General features: G+C 51.9%; 13 protein-coding genes. All 13 read left to right on the top strand.

Annotated features, from left to right (window positions below; all coding sequences use genetic code 11):
- Window positions 1–74: 74 nt before the first annotated feature.
- The 13 genes from BCV73_RS14825 to BCV73_RS14765 all read left to right on the top strand — a co-directional run bounded on the left by BCV73_RS14825 (window position 75) and on the right by BCV73_RS14765 (window position 16817).
- Complete coding sequence (locus BCV73_RS14825) at window positions 75–491, top strand: RidA family protein (protein ID WP_089547709.1); 417 nt, start codon at window positions 75–77, stop codon at window positions 489–491.
- Window positions 492–795: 304 nt separating this feature from the next.
- The gene (locus BCV73_RS14820; RefSeq protein WP_089547708.1) at window positions 796–1527 is read left to right on the top strand and encodes an AzlC family ABC transporter permease; all 732 of its coding nucleotides are present in this window, start codon (window positions 796–798) and stop codon (window positions 1525–1527) included.
- Window positions 1518–1844 (top strand): AzlD domain-containing protein, encoded by a 327-nt coding sequence (locus tag BCV73_RS14815; protein ID WP_076164501.1) that lies wholly within the window; start codon window positions 1518–1520, stop codon window positions 1842–1844. The genes BCV73_RS14820 and BCV73_RS14815 overlap by 10 nt, the downstream gene beginning before the upstream one ends.
- 334 nt (window positions 1845–2178) lie before the next feature.
- Window positions 2179–3933, top strand: a complete 1755-nt coding sequence (locus tag BCV73_RS14810) for a sensor histidine kinase (RefSeq protein WP_089547707.1) — start codon at window positions 2179–2181, stop codon at window positions 3931–3933.
- The gene (locus BCV73_RS14805; RefSeq protein ID WP_089547706.1) at window positions 3930–5615 is read left to right on the top strand and encodes a response regulator transcription factor; all 1686 of its coding nucleotides are present in this window, start codon (window positions 3930–3932) and stop codon (window positions 5613–5615) included. The genes BCV73_RS14810 and BCV73_RS14805 overlap by 4 nt, the downstream gene beginning before the upstream one ends.
- Before the next feature lie 212 nt (window positions 5616–5827).
- Window positions 5828–7492, top strand: coding sequence for an extracellular solute-binding protein (locus tag BCV73_RS14800; protein WP_089547705.1), 1665 nt, complete (start codon window positions 5828–5830; stop codon window positions 7490–7492).
- A gap of 23 nt (window positions 7493–7515) precedes the next feature.
- Window positions 7516–8412 carry an ABC transporter permease gene (locus BCV73_RS14795; RefSeq protein WP_076164511.1) on the top strand — a complete coding sequence of 299 codons (897 nt, stop codon included), beginning with the start codon at window positions 7516–7518 and terminating at the stop codon, window positions 8410–8412.
- 16 nt (window positions 8413–8428) lie between these two features.
- On the top strand, window positions 8429–9313 hold the full coding sequence (locus BCV73_RS14790) for a carbohydrate ABC transporter permease (RefSeq protein ID WP_076164514.1): 885 nt from the start codon (window positions 8429–8431) through the stop codon (window positions 9311–9313).
- Window positions 9314–9320: 7 nt separating this feature from the next.
- A complete protein-coding gene (locus BCV73_RS14785) occupies window positions 9321–11984 on the top strand; it encodes a glycosyl hydrolase (protein ID WP_089547704.1) in 2664 nt (887 codons plus the stop codon).
- A 5-nt stretch (window positions 11985–11989) separates the two neighbouring features.
- Window positions 11990–14419: a family 78 glycoside hydrolase catalytic domain gene (locus BCV73_RS14780; RefSeq protein WP_089547703.1), complete on the top strand. Its 2430-nt coding sequence runs from the start codon at window positions 11990–11992 to the stop codon at window positions 14417–14419.
- Complete coding sequence (locus tag BCV73_RS14775; protein ID WP_089547702.1) at window positions 14416–15216, top strand: sugar phosphate isomerase/epimerase family protein; 801 nt, start codon at window positions 14416–14418, stop codon at window positions 15214–15216. Before BCV73_RS14780 ends, BCV73_RS14775 begins: the two co-directional genes overlap by 4 nt.
- 13 nt (window positions 15217–15229) lie before the next feature.
- A complete protein-coding gene (locus tag BCV73_RS14770) occupies window positions 15230–16210 on the top strand; it encodes a DUF6528 family protein (protein ID WP_089547701.1) in 981 nt (326 codons plus the stop codon).
- Between the two features lie 109 nt (window positions 16211–16319).
- On the top strand, window positions 16320–16817 hold the full coding sequence (locus tag BCV73_RS14765) for a DinB family protein (RefSeq protein ID WP_076164524.1): 498 nt from the start codon (window positions 16320–16322) through the stop codon (window positions 16815–16817).
- Window positions 16818–16879: the final 62 nt, after the last annotated feature.

Genomic DNA, 16879 nt, shown 5'->3' with positions numbered 1-16879 from the left:
GCTTCACTGACGGGGGCTGTCAGTGAAGATGCCTATAATGAATGTAAAACATGAATCTTAAAGGAGGAAGATGAATGTCTACATTCAGAATGGAGCATAAAAACCCGGAGGGGTTATTCCAATCCAAAGCATTCAGTCAGGCGATTACAGTAAGCGGAAAGGCAAAGACGATTTATATCGGTGGGCAAAATGCCGTTAATGCGTCAGGCGAACTCGTCGGCCCCGGTGATTTGGAAGTACAGACCAAGCAGGCGCTGCATAATATCGCAACGATTCTAGCATCTGAACATGCAAGTTTCGCCAATTTGGTTAAACTCAATATTTATTTAGTCAGCGGCAGCGATCCCCGAGTTGGCTACAAAGCTTTTCTGGAGGTAGCAGGTGAATTAGAACATCCTCCACTGGTCACGGTTCTATTTGTTTCGGAATTTGCCCGCCCATCCGTTCTCCTTGAAATCGATGGGATTGCCGTCATTGAAGATAACGATTAAGCAGCGGATCAATCAGACTCGGCTCCATTTCGTACTGGGTACGAAGGGGGGCCGGTTTTTTTGATTTTACTTGGGTTGCAGGATCAACAGAAGAGGGGCAGGAAAGCCCGAATGGAATCTGAAATTATCTCAACTCCATCCAAGTTTAATACACCGCACCCGATATATTGTGTGTTATAATGTACAAAAAGGATGGTATAACGCACGAATTGACCGGGCTGTGACCACACTTAGAGACGTATCGTTATTTTATTTTCCGGCTCAACAACGAACATCACAGTAAAGAATTGAGAGGATAAAAGACGTGTCAGAGAATGTTCAACATCATCAACAAGAAATCGAAGTGAAAGAAGACAGCTTGCTGCAGGGGATCAGAGACTGCATCCCCACGCTGCTGGGTTACTTAAGCATTGGATTCGCCGCAGGTGTTGTAGGCAAAACCTCCGGTTTATCCGTCCTCGAAATTACCTTGATGTCCACCCTGATTTATGCCGGCTCGGCACAATTTATTATGGCGGGCATGATAGCGGCGCATGGGTCGGCGGCAGCCATCATTCTAACGGTATTCATCGTCAATTTGCGCCACCTGCTGCTCAGCGCAGCGATGTCGCCTTATTTCCGCCACCTGTCCGCATTCAAGACGATGTTCGTCGGCGCGCTGCTTACAGACGAAACCTTCGGGGTCGCCATGAATAAGGCGATGAATCGCAGCTCACTCAGTGAAAAATGGATGCACGGCCTCAATATTACCGCATATTTGAATTGGATCATCGCCACCATTGCGGGAGCGTTTTTCGGGAAGTGGATTACCGATCCTGAGAAATACGGACTTGATTTTGCACTGACCGCCATGTTTATCGGACTGCTTGTCCTCCAGATGATCAGCAGAAAGATCATCCGGAAAGATCTCATCGTAGCCGTCTGCGCGGTTCTGATCGTGCTCGGAGCGGGCTCCTTTGTATCCGGGAGTGTGGCCGTTATTATAGCAACCATCGTGGCGGCTGCCATTGGAATGGTGGTGGAAAAATGGAAATAAGATGGCACATCCTGCTGGCGATCATGGGCGCCTCGGTCGTCACACTTCTTCCGCGCGTTCTTCCGCTCGTGTTGCTGAGCCGTATGCAGTTGCCTGAGTGGACCATGCGCTGGCTCAATTACGTACCTGTTGCCGTTATGGCGGCATTAATCGCGCAGGAGCTGTTCACGACAGACGGAAAGGTCCATATTTTACAACATTACGTTGAAATTTTGGCTGCCATCCCTACCTTTGCGACGGCGATCCTGACGCGAAGCTTATTAGGAACGGTAGTGGTGGGCATTCTTTCCTTAATGGTACTCCGGTTTGTGCTGTAAGCGGATGACGGGGAACGAAACTGCTCAAAGAATAAGACTGTCGGTGATTTTCATTTACCGGCAGTCTTTTTCATGGTCATTTGGCGTATATCCGGAAAGAACTCCAAATCGGACAACAGAACACGAATTATTATTATGGTGATTTTCTGGAACACAATCTACAATGAAGGCGCAAGTCTCGGATTGCAATAAAACAACCTCCGACATCCATCAGCTGGTATACAGCCGGCGGATGTTTCTTTATCTTTTCTAAATATTCCTGCGGCGATAGAATGAATGTTGAGATCCTTACCATCATTGTCCATGGCGGACAAGCTGAAAAGCGGGGGTGCCCATGTCGTTGATCAAACGTCCCAAACTGAGCATTTATTTGAGGCTGGTGCTTACTTTTCTGTTTATCGTGGCTCCTCTCTATGCAGTCAGCGCCCAGATGAACCGGGTCGGGCAGAACTCCGTCAAGGAGGAAATCTCCAGCTCCATGCTGGCTAAAGTACATTTTTACTTGGCTTCGCTGGACCAGGACTTCAGTAAAACGATCAAGCTCGGCAGAGAGTATATTACGGACGATGATATCGGTAAGCTCAGCGTGGCTGCCTCGATCATGCCGGATTACGAGCGCACGAAGGCGATGCTGCGCCTGCAGAAGCAGATGCTGCTCCTGAAGGCATCCAGCAGTTACATCACCAATGCAAGCATTCATATTTCGATGCTGGATCGGACCATCTCATCCAACAGTGGTGTGGATATCATCCCCAAGGATGAATTCAACGTGCTGAGCACATCGGAACAACGCGGGTATTCGCCGTTTATCGCCTGGAAAAACCGCTTGTTTATCAGTATGCCTTACCCCGAAAACATTCTGTCCGAAGAAGACCCCTCTTATCTCGTCGATATAGAAATTGATCAAAAGGAGATCGTCAAGGCGCTGGGTGACATGATTGACAACGCTCAAGGCGGCGCCCTGCTGATCGACGACCGCAACCAATGGAGCCTCTCGAGCCTGCATCGTCCTGAGACGGAAACGGGCTTGCGTGATTGGGTTACGGGTAAAATCAGCTCCGGGTCCAAGAAAGGGGTAGAGTCGATTGAAATCGGATCGAAAGTCTATTTTATCAGTTATGAACACTCCTCGACCATGAATGCTGTCCTTTTGACCTATTTGCCTCAGGACAGCGTACTGGGACCTTTGAATACCTACCGGTTCTGGTTTCGCCTTTTTTCCATCATTTCGATTTTTATCATTGCCTATTTTTCCTACATCATTTATCGATTGATACATCAGCCATTGCGGACATTGGTGAAGGCGTTTCGTTCGGTCGAACACGGGAATTTCAACCATGTGGTTTCCTACCGTTTCAAGGATGAATTTTCATACCTTTACATTCAATTCAATGCGATGCTGGAACATATCCGCGTGTTGATTCACGAAGTATACGAGCAGAAATACCGGGCAAAGGTGTCGGAGTTCCGGCAGCTGCAGTCGCAGATTAACCCCCACTTTTTATACAACAGTTTCTTTACGCTCTCACGCATTGCCAAAAACGAGGATTACGAAGGTGTGACTACGTTCGCTCAATACCTGGGGCAATACTTCCAATTCGTCACGCGCGACGGCGACGGGGAAGTGACGCTCGAGGCGGAATGGATGTTTGTCAAGACGTATGTCGATATTCAATCGTTCCGGTTTTCGAACCGTATTTCCGTACAGCTGGGTGAGCTGCCGTCTGCTTACAAGAAGCGGGAAGTTCCAAGACTGATTCTTCAGCCGATCGTCGAAAATGTGTATAACCATGGGCTAGTGAACAAAAAGAAGGACGGCATGATCGAAATCACCTTTGAAGACGCCGCCAATTACATTGTGATCGCTGTGGAGGATAATGGGGACGAATTGACGGATGAACGTTTAAGAGAGCTGCAGTCCAAGCTTGGGTCGGAACAACCCCCGCTTGAGACGACAGGACTGGTCAATGTCCATCGAAGAATTCAAATCAAATTCGGTGATCGCTATGGTCTCCGGATGTCAAGGGGCAAGCTGGGCGGGTTAAGGGTCGAAATGACAATTCCTTCGGAGGGTGAGGACAGAATATGAATCGTTTGCTGATCGTTGATGACGAACCCATTATCGTTGACGGAATCTATCGTCTTCTGCAAGAGGAAGAAGAACTGCAATTGGATCTGCACCGCGCGTATGGCGGGGATGAAGCCTTGGAGAAGCTGAATGCGATCCGGTTTGACGTCGTGCTGTCGGATATATGGATGCCCGGGATGACCGGCCTTGAGCTGCAGGAGCATATCAACGAGAGATGGCCGGCCTGTAAAATCATTTTTTTGACCGGGCACCCGGATTTCAATTACGCGCAGACGGCCATTCGCAATCAGTGTATGGATTACATTCTCAAGACCGAAAGCGACGAAATGCTGCTGCGCAGCGTCCGAAAGGCGATCGAGCTGCTGCAAACCGAACGAATGAATGCCGGATTTCTCGATAAAGCTTCGGAGCAGTTTCAGCTAGCCGTACCGGCGCTGCAGAGAGAAATTCTTCAAGGATTTTGCGAAGGAATCCAGCCGCTGAAATCGCTGAAGCCCGAGCTGCTGAAGAGTCTATCCATTCCGCTTACGCTTGACGGGAAGGTCATGCTGGTCATGGGGAGGGTCGACCGCTGGCCTATTCAAATGACAAAGGCTGCGGATAAAGCGCATATGATGTTTGCCATCCATAATATTGCGAAGGAATACCTGTCTTCCTGTGCGCTTCAATCCGTCGATGTAGAGCATAACCGCTTTTTCTGGCTGATCCAGCCTAAAGTGCTGTTGGAATGGGGTTCAACTCATGCAGCAGCCCCTGAGGATGAGTGGTCCCGAACGATCAGGTTTGTTCATGGCACCCTGGAAATGATCCAGTCGACGAGCCTGGAGCTGTTGAAGATTCCTCTTTCGTTTGCGGCTGCAAAAGAAGGGGTGGAATGGAGAGAAATCCCGGCCCGATATCAGAAGCTGCGCGCAGGCCTAAGCCGCGGGCTGGGAATCGGCCAGGAGACCATCCTGATCGAAGGCCAGCAATCGGGAGATTTTTCGGTGGATGAAAGCGAAATTCAGAAGCAAACGATACGTCAATTGATTCGAAAATGGTCGGGGAACGACTACGTCTCCGAAGAGGAGAAGCAGGAAATGTATAAGCTGCTTTCCTTACTTTCCGATATGATGGACCCGTTTTACGAGGATGTTGGTTTTTTTCTCGAAATTTACTACGCCATCGCTTCGCATCTGTTGACTCAATTAAACCGGTGGTCTGTGGATCATGCGGCGCTAGAAGAAGTAGAGATGGACCGGCTGTCTCATTATCAGCTGCACGCGACCAGAAAAGACGCATTCCATTATTTGATTCATGCGGCGCTGCGGCTGATCGAAGTGCGTGATGATGAGAAAAAGGAGCATACAAATCAAGTGGTATCCAGGTTGAACCGCTATGTAGAAGAACATCTGGACTCCGACTTGTCCCTGACGACGCTCTCGGATCTTGTACATCTGAATCCCTATTATATGTCGAGATTGTACAAACAAATGACCGGCGTGAATTTGCCTGATTATATCACCGACGAACGGATCAAAAAAGCAAAAGAACTGGTCGTCGAATCCTATCTGAAGATGCATGAAATCTGCAAAAAAGTAGGGTTTGAATCCCCTGCCTATTTTACGCGGATTTTTAAAAAGAAGACGGGCAGTACGCCCCAGGAGTTCAGAGAAAAGCACCAGCCGACCAGATTTAAATAAATGATGCAGCTGGTGTTTCGCAGCAGTGCTCCATGTCGTGCAATTCGAGCAAGTAATGTGCAATTCTTATTATGGGATGGCTAAATACGTCACTTTATAATATGGGTAAGGCCTAGAATCACCGGTCGACAGGCCGCTTGTCCAGAGCTCGGCAAGTGGTTACCCGTGGATTACGAGGGCTGAAAAGCGATAACAGAAATGGGAGGGTACTCATGAAGTCAGTCAAAGCTATGCTGGCGCTTCTCACGGTCAGCTCCATGATTGTCGTATCGGCCTGCGGTTCTTCCACAAACGAATCTTCGGATACCAAGCCAGATGCCGGCTCGGATAAGGCTGCTTCCACAGCAGCTTCTGCAGGGCCGCTCAGCAAGTACACGTCGCCAATCGAAGTGACTACGGTGAGAACCGCGGATGCTTCGGTAAAGTTTGCCGGCAGCGATACCCTTGAGAATAACGAGTGGACCCGTGCCTATAAGGACGAACTTGGCATCAATCTGAAATTTAAATGGATTGCTACCAGCGGTGATGATGCGACCCAGAAAATGAACGTCATGATTGCATCAGGAGATCTTCCCGACATTATTCCGGTTAACGCAAATCAGCTCAAACAATTGGTAGACGCCGATATGATCGAAGATTTGTCGAGTGTTTATGAAAAGTATGCAACTCCGCTGGCCAAACAATTTATGGATGGTGCACAGCTCGATTCCGCTAAATTTGATGGTAAGCTGATGGCCATTCCGAATACGAACTCGTCCATTGATGGAGCGAACGTCCTTTGGGTACGGACCGACTGGCTCAAGAAGCTGAAGCTGCCGGAGCCGAAAACGATGGATGACGTCTATACAATCGCAGAGGCCTTTGCCAAGCAGGATCCTGATGGAAACGGAAAAAACGACACCTTCGGACTGGGGATCAACAAGGGCATTGTCGGCGGCGGTATCATGGGTCTGGGCGGCTTCTTTAACGGTTTTCACGCTTATCCCGGAGCGTGGATTAAGGATAGTTCCGGCAGCTTAGTCTATGGTTCCATCCTTCCTGAGACAAGGGAGACGCTGCTGAAGCTGCAGGAAATGTACAAAGCGGGGCTGCTGGATAAGGAGTTTGGCGTGAAGGACGGAAACAAGACGGGCGAGGATGCGGTTGCAGGAAAAATCGGGCTGTATTACGGAGCGATGTGGAACCCGATCAATCCGCTCCAGAAAGGTAAAGACCTGGATCCGCAGATGGAGTGGGAGGCCTACAAAATCGTCTCCGTTGATTCCGATCCGGCAAGGCCGCAAGTCGGAAATCCGGTATTCGCGTATTATGCAGTCAAAAAAGGCGCCAAAAATCCCGAAGCGGTCATGCAGATGGTCAACTTGTTTATCGAGAAGGGTTGGGGCGAGAAGGCGGATTTCAGCCACTTCTTCAGTTCCCCGGATGGCATCGAGCTGTTTAAGCATGCGCCGTTCAATGCCTGGTCTCCAACGAAAAACCTGGATGTACACCTGTCTGTCATCGAGAGCTTAAAAACCGGGGACACATCCAAGCTGAACGGAGAACAACTGACGACTTATGAGAAGATCAAGCAATTTAATAACGGTGACAACAAGCAATGGAATCAGGCGAGGGTGTTCGGCGAGTCCAGCTCATTCGCGGTCATCAACCAATATCAAAAGGAAAACCTGCCGCTCATGAACGAGTTTTTCGGAGCACCGACCAAGAGCATGGGGGACAAGAAAGCGACGCTGGATAAAATGGAACTGGAGACATTTACCAAGATTATTATGGGCGAACCGATCAGTACGTTCGATAAATTTGTCGAGGATTGGAAAAAGCTTGGCGGAACCGATATGACAAATGAGGTTAACGAGTGGGCCAAATCGGTCAAGTAAATCAGAGAAGGGCAGGCGATGAAATGACATTCAAGAAATGGAGGCATGAACTGCCGCTTCACTTTATGCTTCTGCCGGCGCTTGTCCTCCTTGCCGTGTTCAGCTATTGGCCGATGGTAGGCATCGTCATCGCTTTTCAGAAATTTTACCCGAATAAGGGCTTTTTCGGCTCGGATTGGGTCGGCTTAGACAATTTTCTCTACGTGTATCATCTTCCCGGCATCTCCCAAATCGTATTCAACACGATCTTTATTGCCGTCATGAAAATTATCGCAGGCCTTGTGGTTCCGATCACGGTGGCGCTCCTTCTGAATGAGATGGCGAGAGAGAGGATCAAGCGGATGATCCAGACACTGATCTATTTGCCCCACTTTTTGTCATGGGTCATCTTGGGAGGCGTTTTGATCGATGTGTTGTCGCTGAAGGGGATTCTCAATCAGTTTCTCGGATGGTTTGGAATGGACCCGGTTTATTTTCTGGGCGACAATCACTGGTTTCCGTATGTGCTGGTTGCCACGGATACGTGGAAGGATTTTGGCTTCGGTACGATTGTATATTTGGCAGCGCTTACCGGAATTGATCAGTCGCTGTACGAAGCGGCAGAGATCGACGGTGCAAGCCGTTGGCGGCAGACACTGAACATAACGATCCCCGGTATTTTGCCGGTCGTCGTCCTGATGACGACGCTAAGTCTGGGAAATGTGCTGAATGCCGGATTCGACCAGGTGTTCAATCTGTACAGTCCGCAGGTGTATGAAAGCGGGGATATCATCGACACGTTCGTATACCGGATCGGATTGATCGATGCACAATACAGCGTGGCGACGGCCGTAGGCTTATTCAAATCCGTGGTGTCCCTTGTGCTGATCTCTTCATCATACCTGTTGGCTTACCGGTTTGCCGGATACCGGATCTTTTGACGGAGGAGGGGACTTCATGGTTCAAAAACGGGGGATCGGCCGCACCTTGTTTGTGGCTTTCAATTACACGTTTCTTCTCGCTATCTCCGTCCTGTGCCTGCTGCCGCTTGTTCACGTGCTTTCAGTATCATTTAGCTCCAGTGCAGCGGCGATGGGCGGATTGGTCAAATTATGGCCGGTTCAATTTACGCCGAACGCTTACGAATACGTATTGAAAAAGCCCGAATTTCTAACTGCGTTATGGATTACGTTGAAACGTGTCGTGCTTGGCGTTTCCATCAGCATGTTTCTCACCATTCTGACCGCATATCCGCTGGCAAAAGAGAAATCGAAATTCAAATGGAGAACGATGTACGCGTGGCTGCTCGTCCTGACGATGCTGTTCAACGGCGGCCTCATCCCCTGGTATATGACGATAAAGTCCCTGGGGATGCTCGATTCGATTTGGGCGCTCGTATTACCGGGGGCGGTTCCGGTTTTTAATGTGATCCTGCTGCTGAATTTTTACCGGGGGCTGCCCAAGGAACTGGAGGAGTCCGCCTTTATGGACGGAGCCGGCCATTGGACGACGCTTTGGCGCATTTATGCGCCGCTGTCTTTGCCGGCGCTGGCGACGATCGGGCTGTTCACAATTGTCAGCCATTGGAACAGCTGGTTTGACGGTCTCATCTTGATGAATTCACCGGAAAATTACCCGCTCCAGAGCTATTTGAGAACTATTATTGTTGGCCAGGACCTCACGATGCTGACTTCAACCGATTTGTCGCTGCTTCAGGATTTATCGGAGCAAACGGTGAAAACGGCCCAGATTTTTCTCGGGGCACTGCCGATCATTCTGGTGTACCCGTTCCTGCAGCGCTTCTTTATTAAAGGGATAGTTATGGGCAGCGTGAAAGGATGACGAAACAATGACAACGAACATGCGTGTACCTGATTCATGGAGCCATCACTTTCTGGAGCCTCCGAAGTTGACAGGAACCTTATTTTGGCTGCATGGCACAGAAAGTCCCGAAGAACTCCGGAAGACATTCGACTTGGCCGTCGGGTCGGGAATCGGAGAGCTGACGCTGGAGTCGAGACCCCATTGGGACTATCTTGGGCCGAAGTGGTGGTCGGATTTGAAGCTGATTCTGGGATGGTGCCGGGAAGCCGGGGTAAGTGCCTACCTGTTCGATGAAAAATGGTATCCGAGCGGCGTGGCCGGTAATACGATCCAGAAGCTCGACCCGGCGTTTCGGCGCTCGTCGATCCGCCTCCAATATATACGCTACCGCGGGCCGCTGAACCGGGTAAGCCTGATGCCTCCATGGACGCACCGGAGCCGGTCCGTTGTGATGAGCGTCTTTGCTTACCCGATGTCGGAGGGGGTGATCGGTTACGAGCAGGGTGTTGATTTGACCGAACGCCTGCACCGCCCCGATTCACCGCACATGCACGGGATCGTGCACGGCATCCACTGGGACGTCCCTTCGGGAGAGTGGATCGTCTGCTTTGTCATCGAAGATAAGACCGATAACTACATCGACCCCCTTCACCCGGGAGCCGTGAAAGCTTTCATTGACCGTGTGTATGAATCGTCGAAAAGAGAAGTCGGGGCGTATTTCGGCAATCCGGTCCGAGGTTTTTTCTTTGACGAACCGGCCTATTTCAATCATGAACAGGAAATACCTTGGGGCTATGAGCTGCGTCGACGGTTTATTGAAGCGAAAGGATACGATCCGATACGATTTTTGCCGGCATTATGGCTGAAAGGGGAGAGCAAGGGCAGCGAATGTTTCATTTACGATTACTATGATTTTCTGAATAAAGCATACGCGGATACGTACTGCCGACCGATTCACGAATGGTGCCGCAATCATGGGCTGAAATATATCGGGCATTGGTACGAACACGAAGCGAGCCCGAATCATGGGGAAAGGTACATGTTCCATGAGCGGACTACGGAGGGACCGGGCGACTTTTTTGAAGTTTCCCGGTTTGCAGACGAAGGCGGGATTGACGTCGTTTGCAACCAGATTATTCCGGGCCACCGGAATCGGGATTACTGGGGGCTGCCTAAGCTGGCCAGCTCCGCCGCCCATATCTATGGATTGAAAGACGATTTGGCCATGTCGGAGACATTTGGGGCCTACGGCTGGCATCTGGGCCTCAGAATGATGAAGTGGCTGACCGATTGGCAGGCCGTGCGGGGGATCAATCATTTTATACTGCATGCTTTTAACCCGAAATGGCCCGATCTGGATTGCCCGCCTTATTTCTATGACGGGGGGCTAAATCCGCAGTGGCCTTATTTTCCGGCCTATATCCAGTATGTGAACCGGCTCTCTTATTTTTTTCGCGAAGGCAAGCATGTCGCATCGCTGCTGCTTCTATATCCAGGGGCTCTCGGCCATGCCGGCGAATCGACCCCGATCGAGGATGTCCAGCAGGTGCTCCAGGAGAATCAATACGACTACGATCTCGTACCACAGGATGAGCTGCTGCTGTCCCGAATCGCCGGAGGCCGGCTGGAGATACGTAGCGAGAGCTACGCAGCGGTCGTTGTTCCCGGGACGGAGGTCGTAACGGAAATGCTGCTTCATAAGCTTCATGAGGTGGTTCAGTCGGGCGTTCCCGTGGTGTTTGTAAATCATCAACCGACGGGGGTGTTGAAACGTAAGCAGGAAGCAATGCCGCTGTCACCGTTCCTGTCAGGGCCGGGTATGCATCTGGCTGGCAATCCGTCCGATTTGCCGGAATTGCTTCGCCACAGCGGTATATCCGCGCAGCTCTCTTTTGAAGGAAGCGGCCGGGAGAACCTGCGCATCCTTCACCGGATAAGGGAGGACCAGTCTCTATGGATGGTCAGCAATGAAGATGTAGAAACCGTTGTTGACGGATGGATCCGCCTGCCAGGGGAACCGGATGTAAACGCCCTGCATGCCTGGGAGCCAATAACTGGCGAACGATGGCATCTGCGGTCACGGATTTCACCAGACACAGCTAATGAGCGGGAATTTCACCTGCGGATTCCGCCTTACCGTTCGCTGATTCTGATTCCGTCTGTTCTCGACGTCCAGGAAGAAGTGCAGGTTCCCGTTCCGGCGGCCTATATCCGCAGCGGGCAGCAACACGGCGTCATCGATATAGACAGCGCGCAGATTCACTTTGACTGGCAGGGAGAAGCGAGGAGCGGGTTACCGTCGTGGCTCCGCTTGGATCCTTCTTATTCCGGTACACTTGCATATACCTGGACCATGGATATGCCGCCGTCCGAGCTGGAGGCTTTGAACCGGGTTATTCTGGATCTCGGTCAGGTGGAGGAAATTGCGGAGGTGGAGGTGAACGGCACATCAGCCGGATTCAGCTTTGTTCCGCCATATCGCTTTGATGTGATGCCATGGCTGGCCCCCGGCTTGAATCGGTTTAAGGTACGCGTAACCAATGTCGTATCGAACCGCATGAGCAAGGCGGAAGTACTCGAGGACGCGGGCCCGGATTGGAAAGAGCGCCGTGAACAGTTCTCGATCCCGGAGGATGGCGGGCTTCTCGGCCCGGTTCGGCTGGAATTCCATCATATCGATTGGAAGTGAACGCAATGGATATCGTCAGTAAACTTACGGACGCTTGGTGGTTATCTCCCCGGGGCTCGGATGCAGATCACGTAAATGAACATAACGCTGCACGCAACGAGGTTGCCTATTTCCGCCGTTCGTTTTCACTGGTCAAACCGGCCACGCTTGTGCTGTCAATCAGCGCCCACAGCCGCTACCGCTTATGGATCAACGGGCAAGCCGTTCTTTCTGGTCCTTGCAAGGGGGATCGCTGGCGTCATTACTACGAAACGATTGACGTAAGCTCATACCTGACTGCAGGCGACAACGTCCTTGCCATTAAAGTGGTGGCATACAGCCCATATGAAGCGCAGCCGCCAGGCTGGGGTGGACCCTTTAGCGTAACGTCCAACGCAGCAGGCCCTTGCCTGATCGCCAGCGGACGCTGCGTTGCGGAGGACGGGGAAATATTGGCGGATCTTGCAACAGGCAAGCCTGGGGACGAATGGCTGGTCTGTTTGGATGACGCGGTTTCCTGGGAGGCGTATGGGCCCACCCATTTTATGGGGGGAATGGAGCGGGTCGATGGCGCGCGGCTGCCTCGTCAGTGGAACTTCCCGGGGAATACGGAGAATGGGGTATGGCATATTCCGATCCGAAGATGGAAGGCGGATGGCAGACCTTACGGCATCATTCCGCCGTTTCCGCTGATGGAGCGTCCCATCCCGCTCCTCTATGAGACGAGTCGCCGGTTCAGGAGTGAAGTTGATGTAAAGAAAGGAAACGGTGAGCTGTTTTCGTTCATTGAAGGCGCAGCGGAGCCGCAGCCGGCTGTCATCCCCCCGCATTCGAAGCGGAAGGTGGTTCTTGACGCAGGCGAGCTTATGACAGGTTATATCATCCTTCCCTTGTCAGGCGGGCAGGGCAGCCGGGTTACACTGTTGTATGCCGAAAGCTTTTCCAAGCATCGGGAAGGCGGCTTCCCGCTAAAAGGCAAGCGGGACGATGCAATGCGGTATGATCTGATCGGGCAGCAGGATGTGTACCTTCCATCAGGCGGCAGGGAGACTTACGAGCCGTTCTGGTTCCGGACCTTCCGCTTCATGCAAATTGAGGTGGAGACCTGTGACGATCCATTGGTCATTGACTCCCCGGAGATCCGGGAAACGGGATATCCGTTGAATGTCCAATCATCGGCTGTGTCCTCCACCGCCTGGATTCGTCCATTATGGGACGTAAGCGTCAGAACACTGCAGCGATGCATGCATGAAACCTATGAAGATTGCCCTTATTACGAGCAATTACAGTATGCCATGGATACCCGGCTGCAAATTCTTTTCACCTATGCCGTCAGCGGGGACACCCGCTTAGCCCTGCGGGCGATCGACGATTACCATGCTTCACTTCTGCCGGAGGGGATTCTCCAAGCGCGGTATCCATGTATGGAGTCGCAGGTCATTCCTGCCTTTTCGCTCCATTGGATTTTCATGGTTGAAGATTATTACTGGCAAACCGGTGATCCGTCGGTTGCCGTGCGTTACCGGGCTACGATCGACTCGGTTCTGGACTGGTACGACCGTAAGCTCGGGCCGCAGGGACTCGTACACCGGTTAGGCTACTGGGAATTTATCGATTGGGTCGAAGCATGGGATGAACTGCACGGCGCGCCGACGGCGACCCTTACCGGTCCTTCTACGATCCATAATCTCCTGTATGTCTATGCGCTTCAGTCCGCGGCAAGATTAAGCCGACTCGGGAATCGCTTTGAGGTTGCAGACGAATATGAGGCGCGGGCCGGGCATGTGCTCCAGGCTTTGCAGCAGTTATGTTGGTCGGAATCTTCAGGATTGTACCGTGAAGGTCCCGAATGCGAACAGTACAGCCAACACGCCCAAATCTGGGCCGTCCTGACCGGCCTCGCTTCCGGAGAGCAGGGACGGCAGTTAATTCGGCGGATGATGGATCGGGATGATCTGCTGCAGTGCTCGTATGCGATGTCTTTTTATTTATTCAGGGCGATAGAGAAGGTAGGACTATACGAAGAGACGGAGCAGATGTGGAAGCCGTGGCGGGACCTGTTGGAACTGAACCTGACCACCTGGCCCGAGGACCCCTTCATGCAGCGCAGTGACTGTCATGGCTGGGGCGCCCTGCCTCTGTATGAATTCACCCGCTGTTTGCTGGGGGTGAAGCCCGGAGCACCCGGCTGGGAAACGATCCGGATCGAACCCCATTGCTTGTCGCTGCAGGATATGCGGGGGCAAGCGATAACCCCAAAAGGAATGGTTCGAGTGAATTGGTTCATCGATGACGGCGCCATTCATATTTCCGGCGAATCGCCGGAAGGTACGCCGCTTCTCGTTGCTATGCCAGATGGCAGCAGCTGCAGTATGCCGCAGGGTGGAGCTTTCCGTCTGTCATGCCCCGCTGCTGGAAATTCTGAAACGAGTTTGGATCGGGAGGGAAATGCATGAACCGCAAACCGGGAAATTGGAAGCTGGGCACCTCGTTCAGCCTGGCCAACCCGATCGATTTGAAACAAGCGGCCGAATCTGGGATCCAGTGCATCGAACTGACGTGGCAGCCGCTGGATATTTTCGATACGGAAGTCAAAATGAAGTGTGATGAGGTGGTAGCCGCTGCCCGGCGTCTTGGAATCGACGTCTGGTCGTTGCACATTCCTTTCGGCACGGCGTGGGACCCGTCCAGTCTGGATCAGGACACCCTGGAACAAGTCGTCGCCAAAGTCCGGCATCTATTTCGTTATGCTGCGGACTGGGGGATCGGGACGCTGGTATACCACCCTAGCTGGGAGCCGGTTCCACCGGAAGAAAGAGCGCTCCGTTTAAAAACTTCCAAACAAACGCTCGTTCTGCTTGCTCAAGAAGCGGCCGCTAGCGGGCTTCGTCTGGCGGCGGAGTGCCTCCCGCGCACTTGTCTCGGGCATTCGGCGGATGAAATGGAGTATTTGACCGAAGAGAATCCGGAGCTCGGCGTATGCTGTGACGTCAATCATTTATTTAAGGAAAAACCGCAGCACTTCATTGAGAAGCTGGGCGGCCGGATTGTGACGACGCATATTTCGGATAATGACGGAACGGACGAAAAGCATTGGATGCCGGGAACAGGTAACCTGGAATGGAATGAAATCCTTAATGCATTTGCTGCAGCAGGCTACCGGGGACCCATGATGCATGAAGTCAGAAACCCGAATCCGGAGGCCATCACGGTCAATTGGCACCATATCCTTGGTGCAAGTTCTAACCCATGAGGAGGTTATAAACATGAGTATTCGAAAATTCAGCATTAGGTCCCGCCTGCTGCTTCTGATGATGACCGCGGTAACGTTCACGATGGTGAATCACCATGCTTCAGCCGATCCCGGTCTGCACAAGGATTATTGGATTGCCGTGACGGATCAGGGTTCGGAGGAAATTCGTGTTTACGATCCCGAGAAGGAAGACTGGAACCAGTCCAACGCACTGAAATGGTCTTGGGCGCCCACGGATAAAAACGGTTTTGGCGGACTGCTGCAAGGCTGGGGTCTGCCATCCGACGTGAAGCTGCGGGAAGGTAAAACGGGGGGCAAATTTATGGTTGTGACCGACTCCAGAGGGCTTGCAGCGCTTGTTCCGTATCCTTCCGGCAACAGCAGAGCATGGGGCGTCATCGTAGGCGGCAACCCGCATGCAGCCGAGCTGCTGCCGGACGGCAACGTAGCGGTTGCAGCGAGTGCCGGCGGTTGGGTGCGGGTCTATACGGCTTCGCAGGGAGCCGATTCTTCAACGTATACCGAATTTTCGCTGCCTGGTGCGCACGGCGTGCTGTGGGATCCGGCTCAAGACGTACTGTGGGCTGTCGGCGACTACGACTTAATTGCCTTGAAAGTGAAAGGAACACCGGAAGCGCCTATTCTGGAGGAGGTTCACAGAAAGCGGCTGCCCACCAATTGGGGCCACGACCTCTTTGCGGTCTATGGAGATACCGACAAGTTGTGGGTGACCTCTAATACGCAGGTGTATCAGTATAGCAAATCCACGGATTCCTGGTCTGAAGATTATCCGGGGGCCGCTGAGATCAATCACCATTGGGTGAAAAGTGTAGGCAACCAGCCTTCCGGGCAAGTGGTGATGACCAACCAGAAGGAAGGAACTAAGTATACTTGGACCACGGATGCGGTTGACTTGTACCAGCCGGCAGATCAGCGTCTCGTTACAGGCGGAGCCTTCTATAAAGCCCGGATTTGGAATTCGGATTATCAATAAAAACGAATGTGCGGGGAGGAGCCAAGAGCTCTTTCCCGCTTTTTACTCTCACCTTTCCTCTTACAGGGTGTTATAGTATGCTTGTCTTATAAGAAAGGAGAGGGAATTCATGGTAAAACAATTGATTATCGGTGATGCAAAACATGAGTTGGCCATTACGCGCCGCATCCTGGAGCGCCTGCCCGAGGAGCATATGACATGGAAGCCGCATGAGAAATCGATGACGCTTGGCGGACTGACCACGCACCTGATCAACCTGCTGAACTGGCAGGTCGCGATTTTTCTTAGCCCGGAATTGGATTTATCGACCGTGCCGCTTCGGCGGGAAGCTCTGACAAGCCGTCAGGACATCCTGGATGAATTTGATGCAAACGTCGTCAAGCTGGAACAGCTGTTAGACGAATGTGACGAACAAGCACTTGGCGAGGAGTGGACCTTGCGTAACGGCGACCATATCATCCTTCGCCAACCTCGTGCCAACGCTCTCCGTACTTTCGGATTAAGCCATATGATCCATCACCGGGCGCAGCTCGGGGTATATTTGCGGCTTCTCGATATTCCGGTACCAGGCCTCTATGGTCCTTCGGCCGACGAAAATGGCAATTAATATAGAAGACTAAGATTGCAGTCGCAGAGCTTCGGCGTGAATCGCCGTACGCTGCGGCTGTT

This window comes from Paenibacillus sp. SSG-1, from assembly GCF_002224835.1.
Lineage (GTDB): Bacteria > Bacillota > Bacilli > Paenibacillales > Paenibacillaceae > Paenibacillus_AQ > Paenibacillus_AQ favisporus.
Note: the sequence above shows the minus strand (reverse complement) of the source record. Positions and strands in the feature narration are given on the sequence as shown.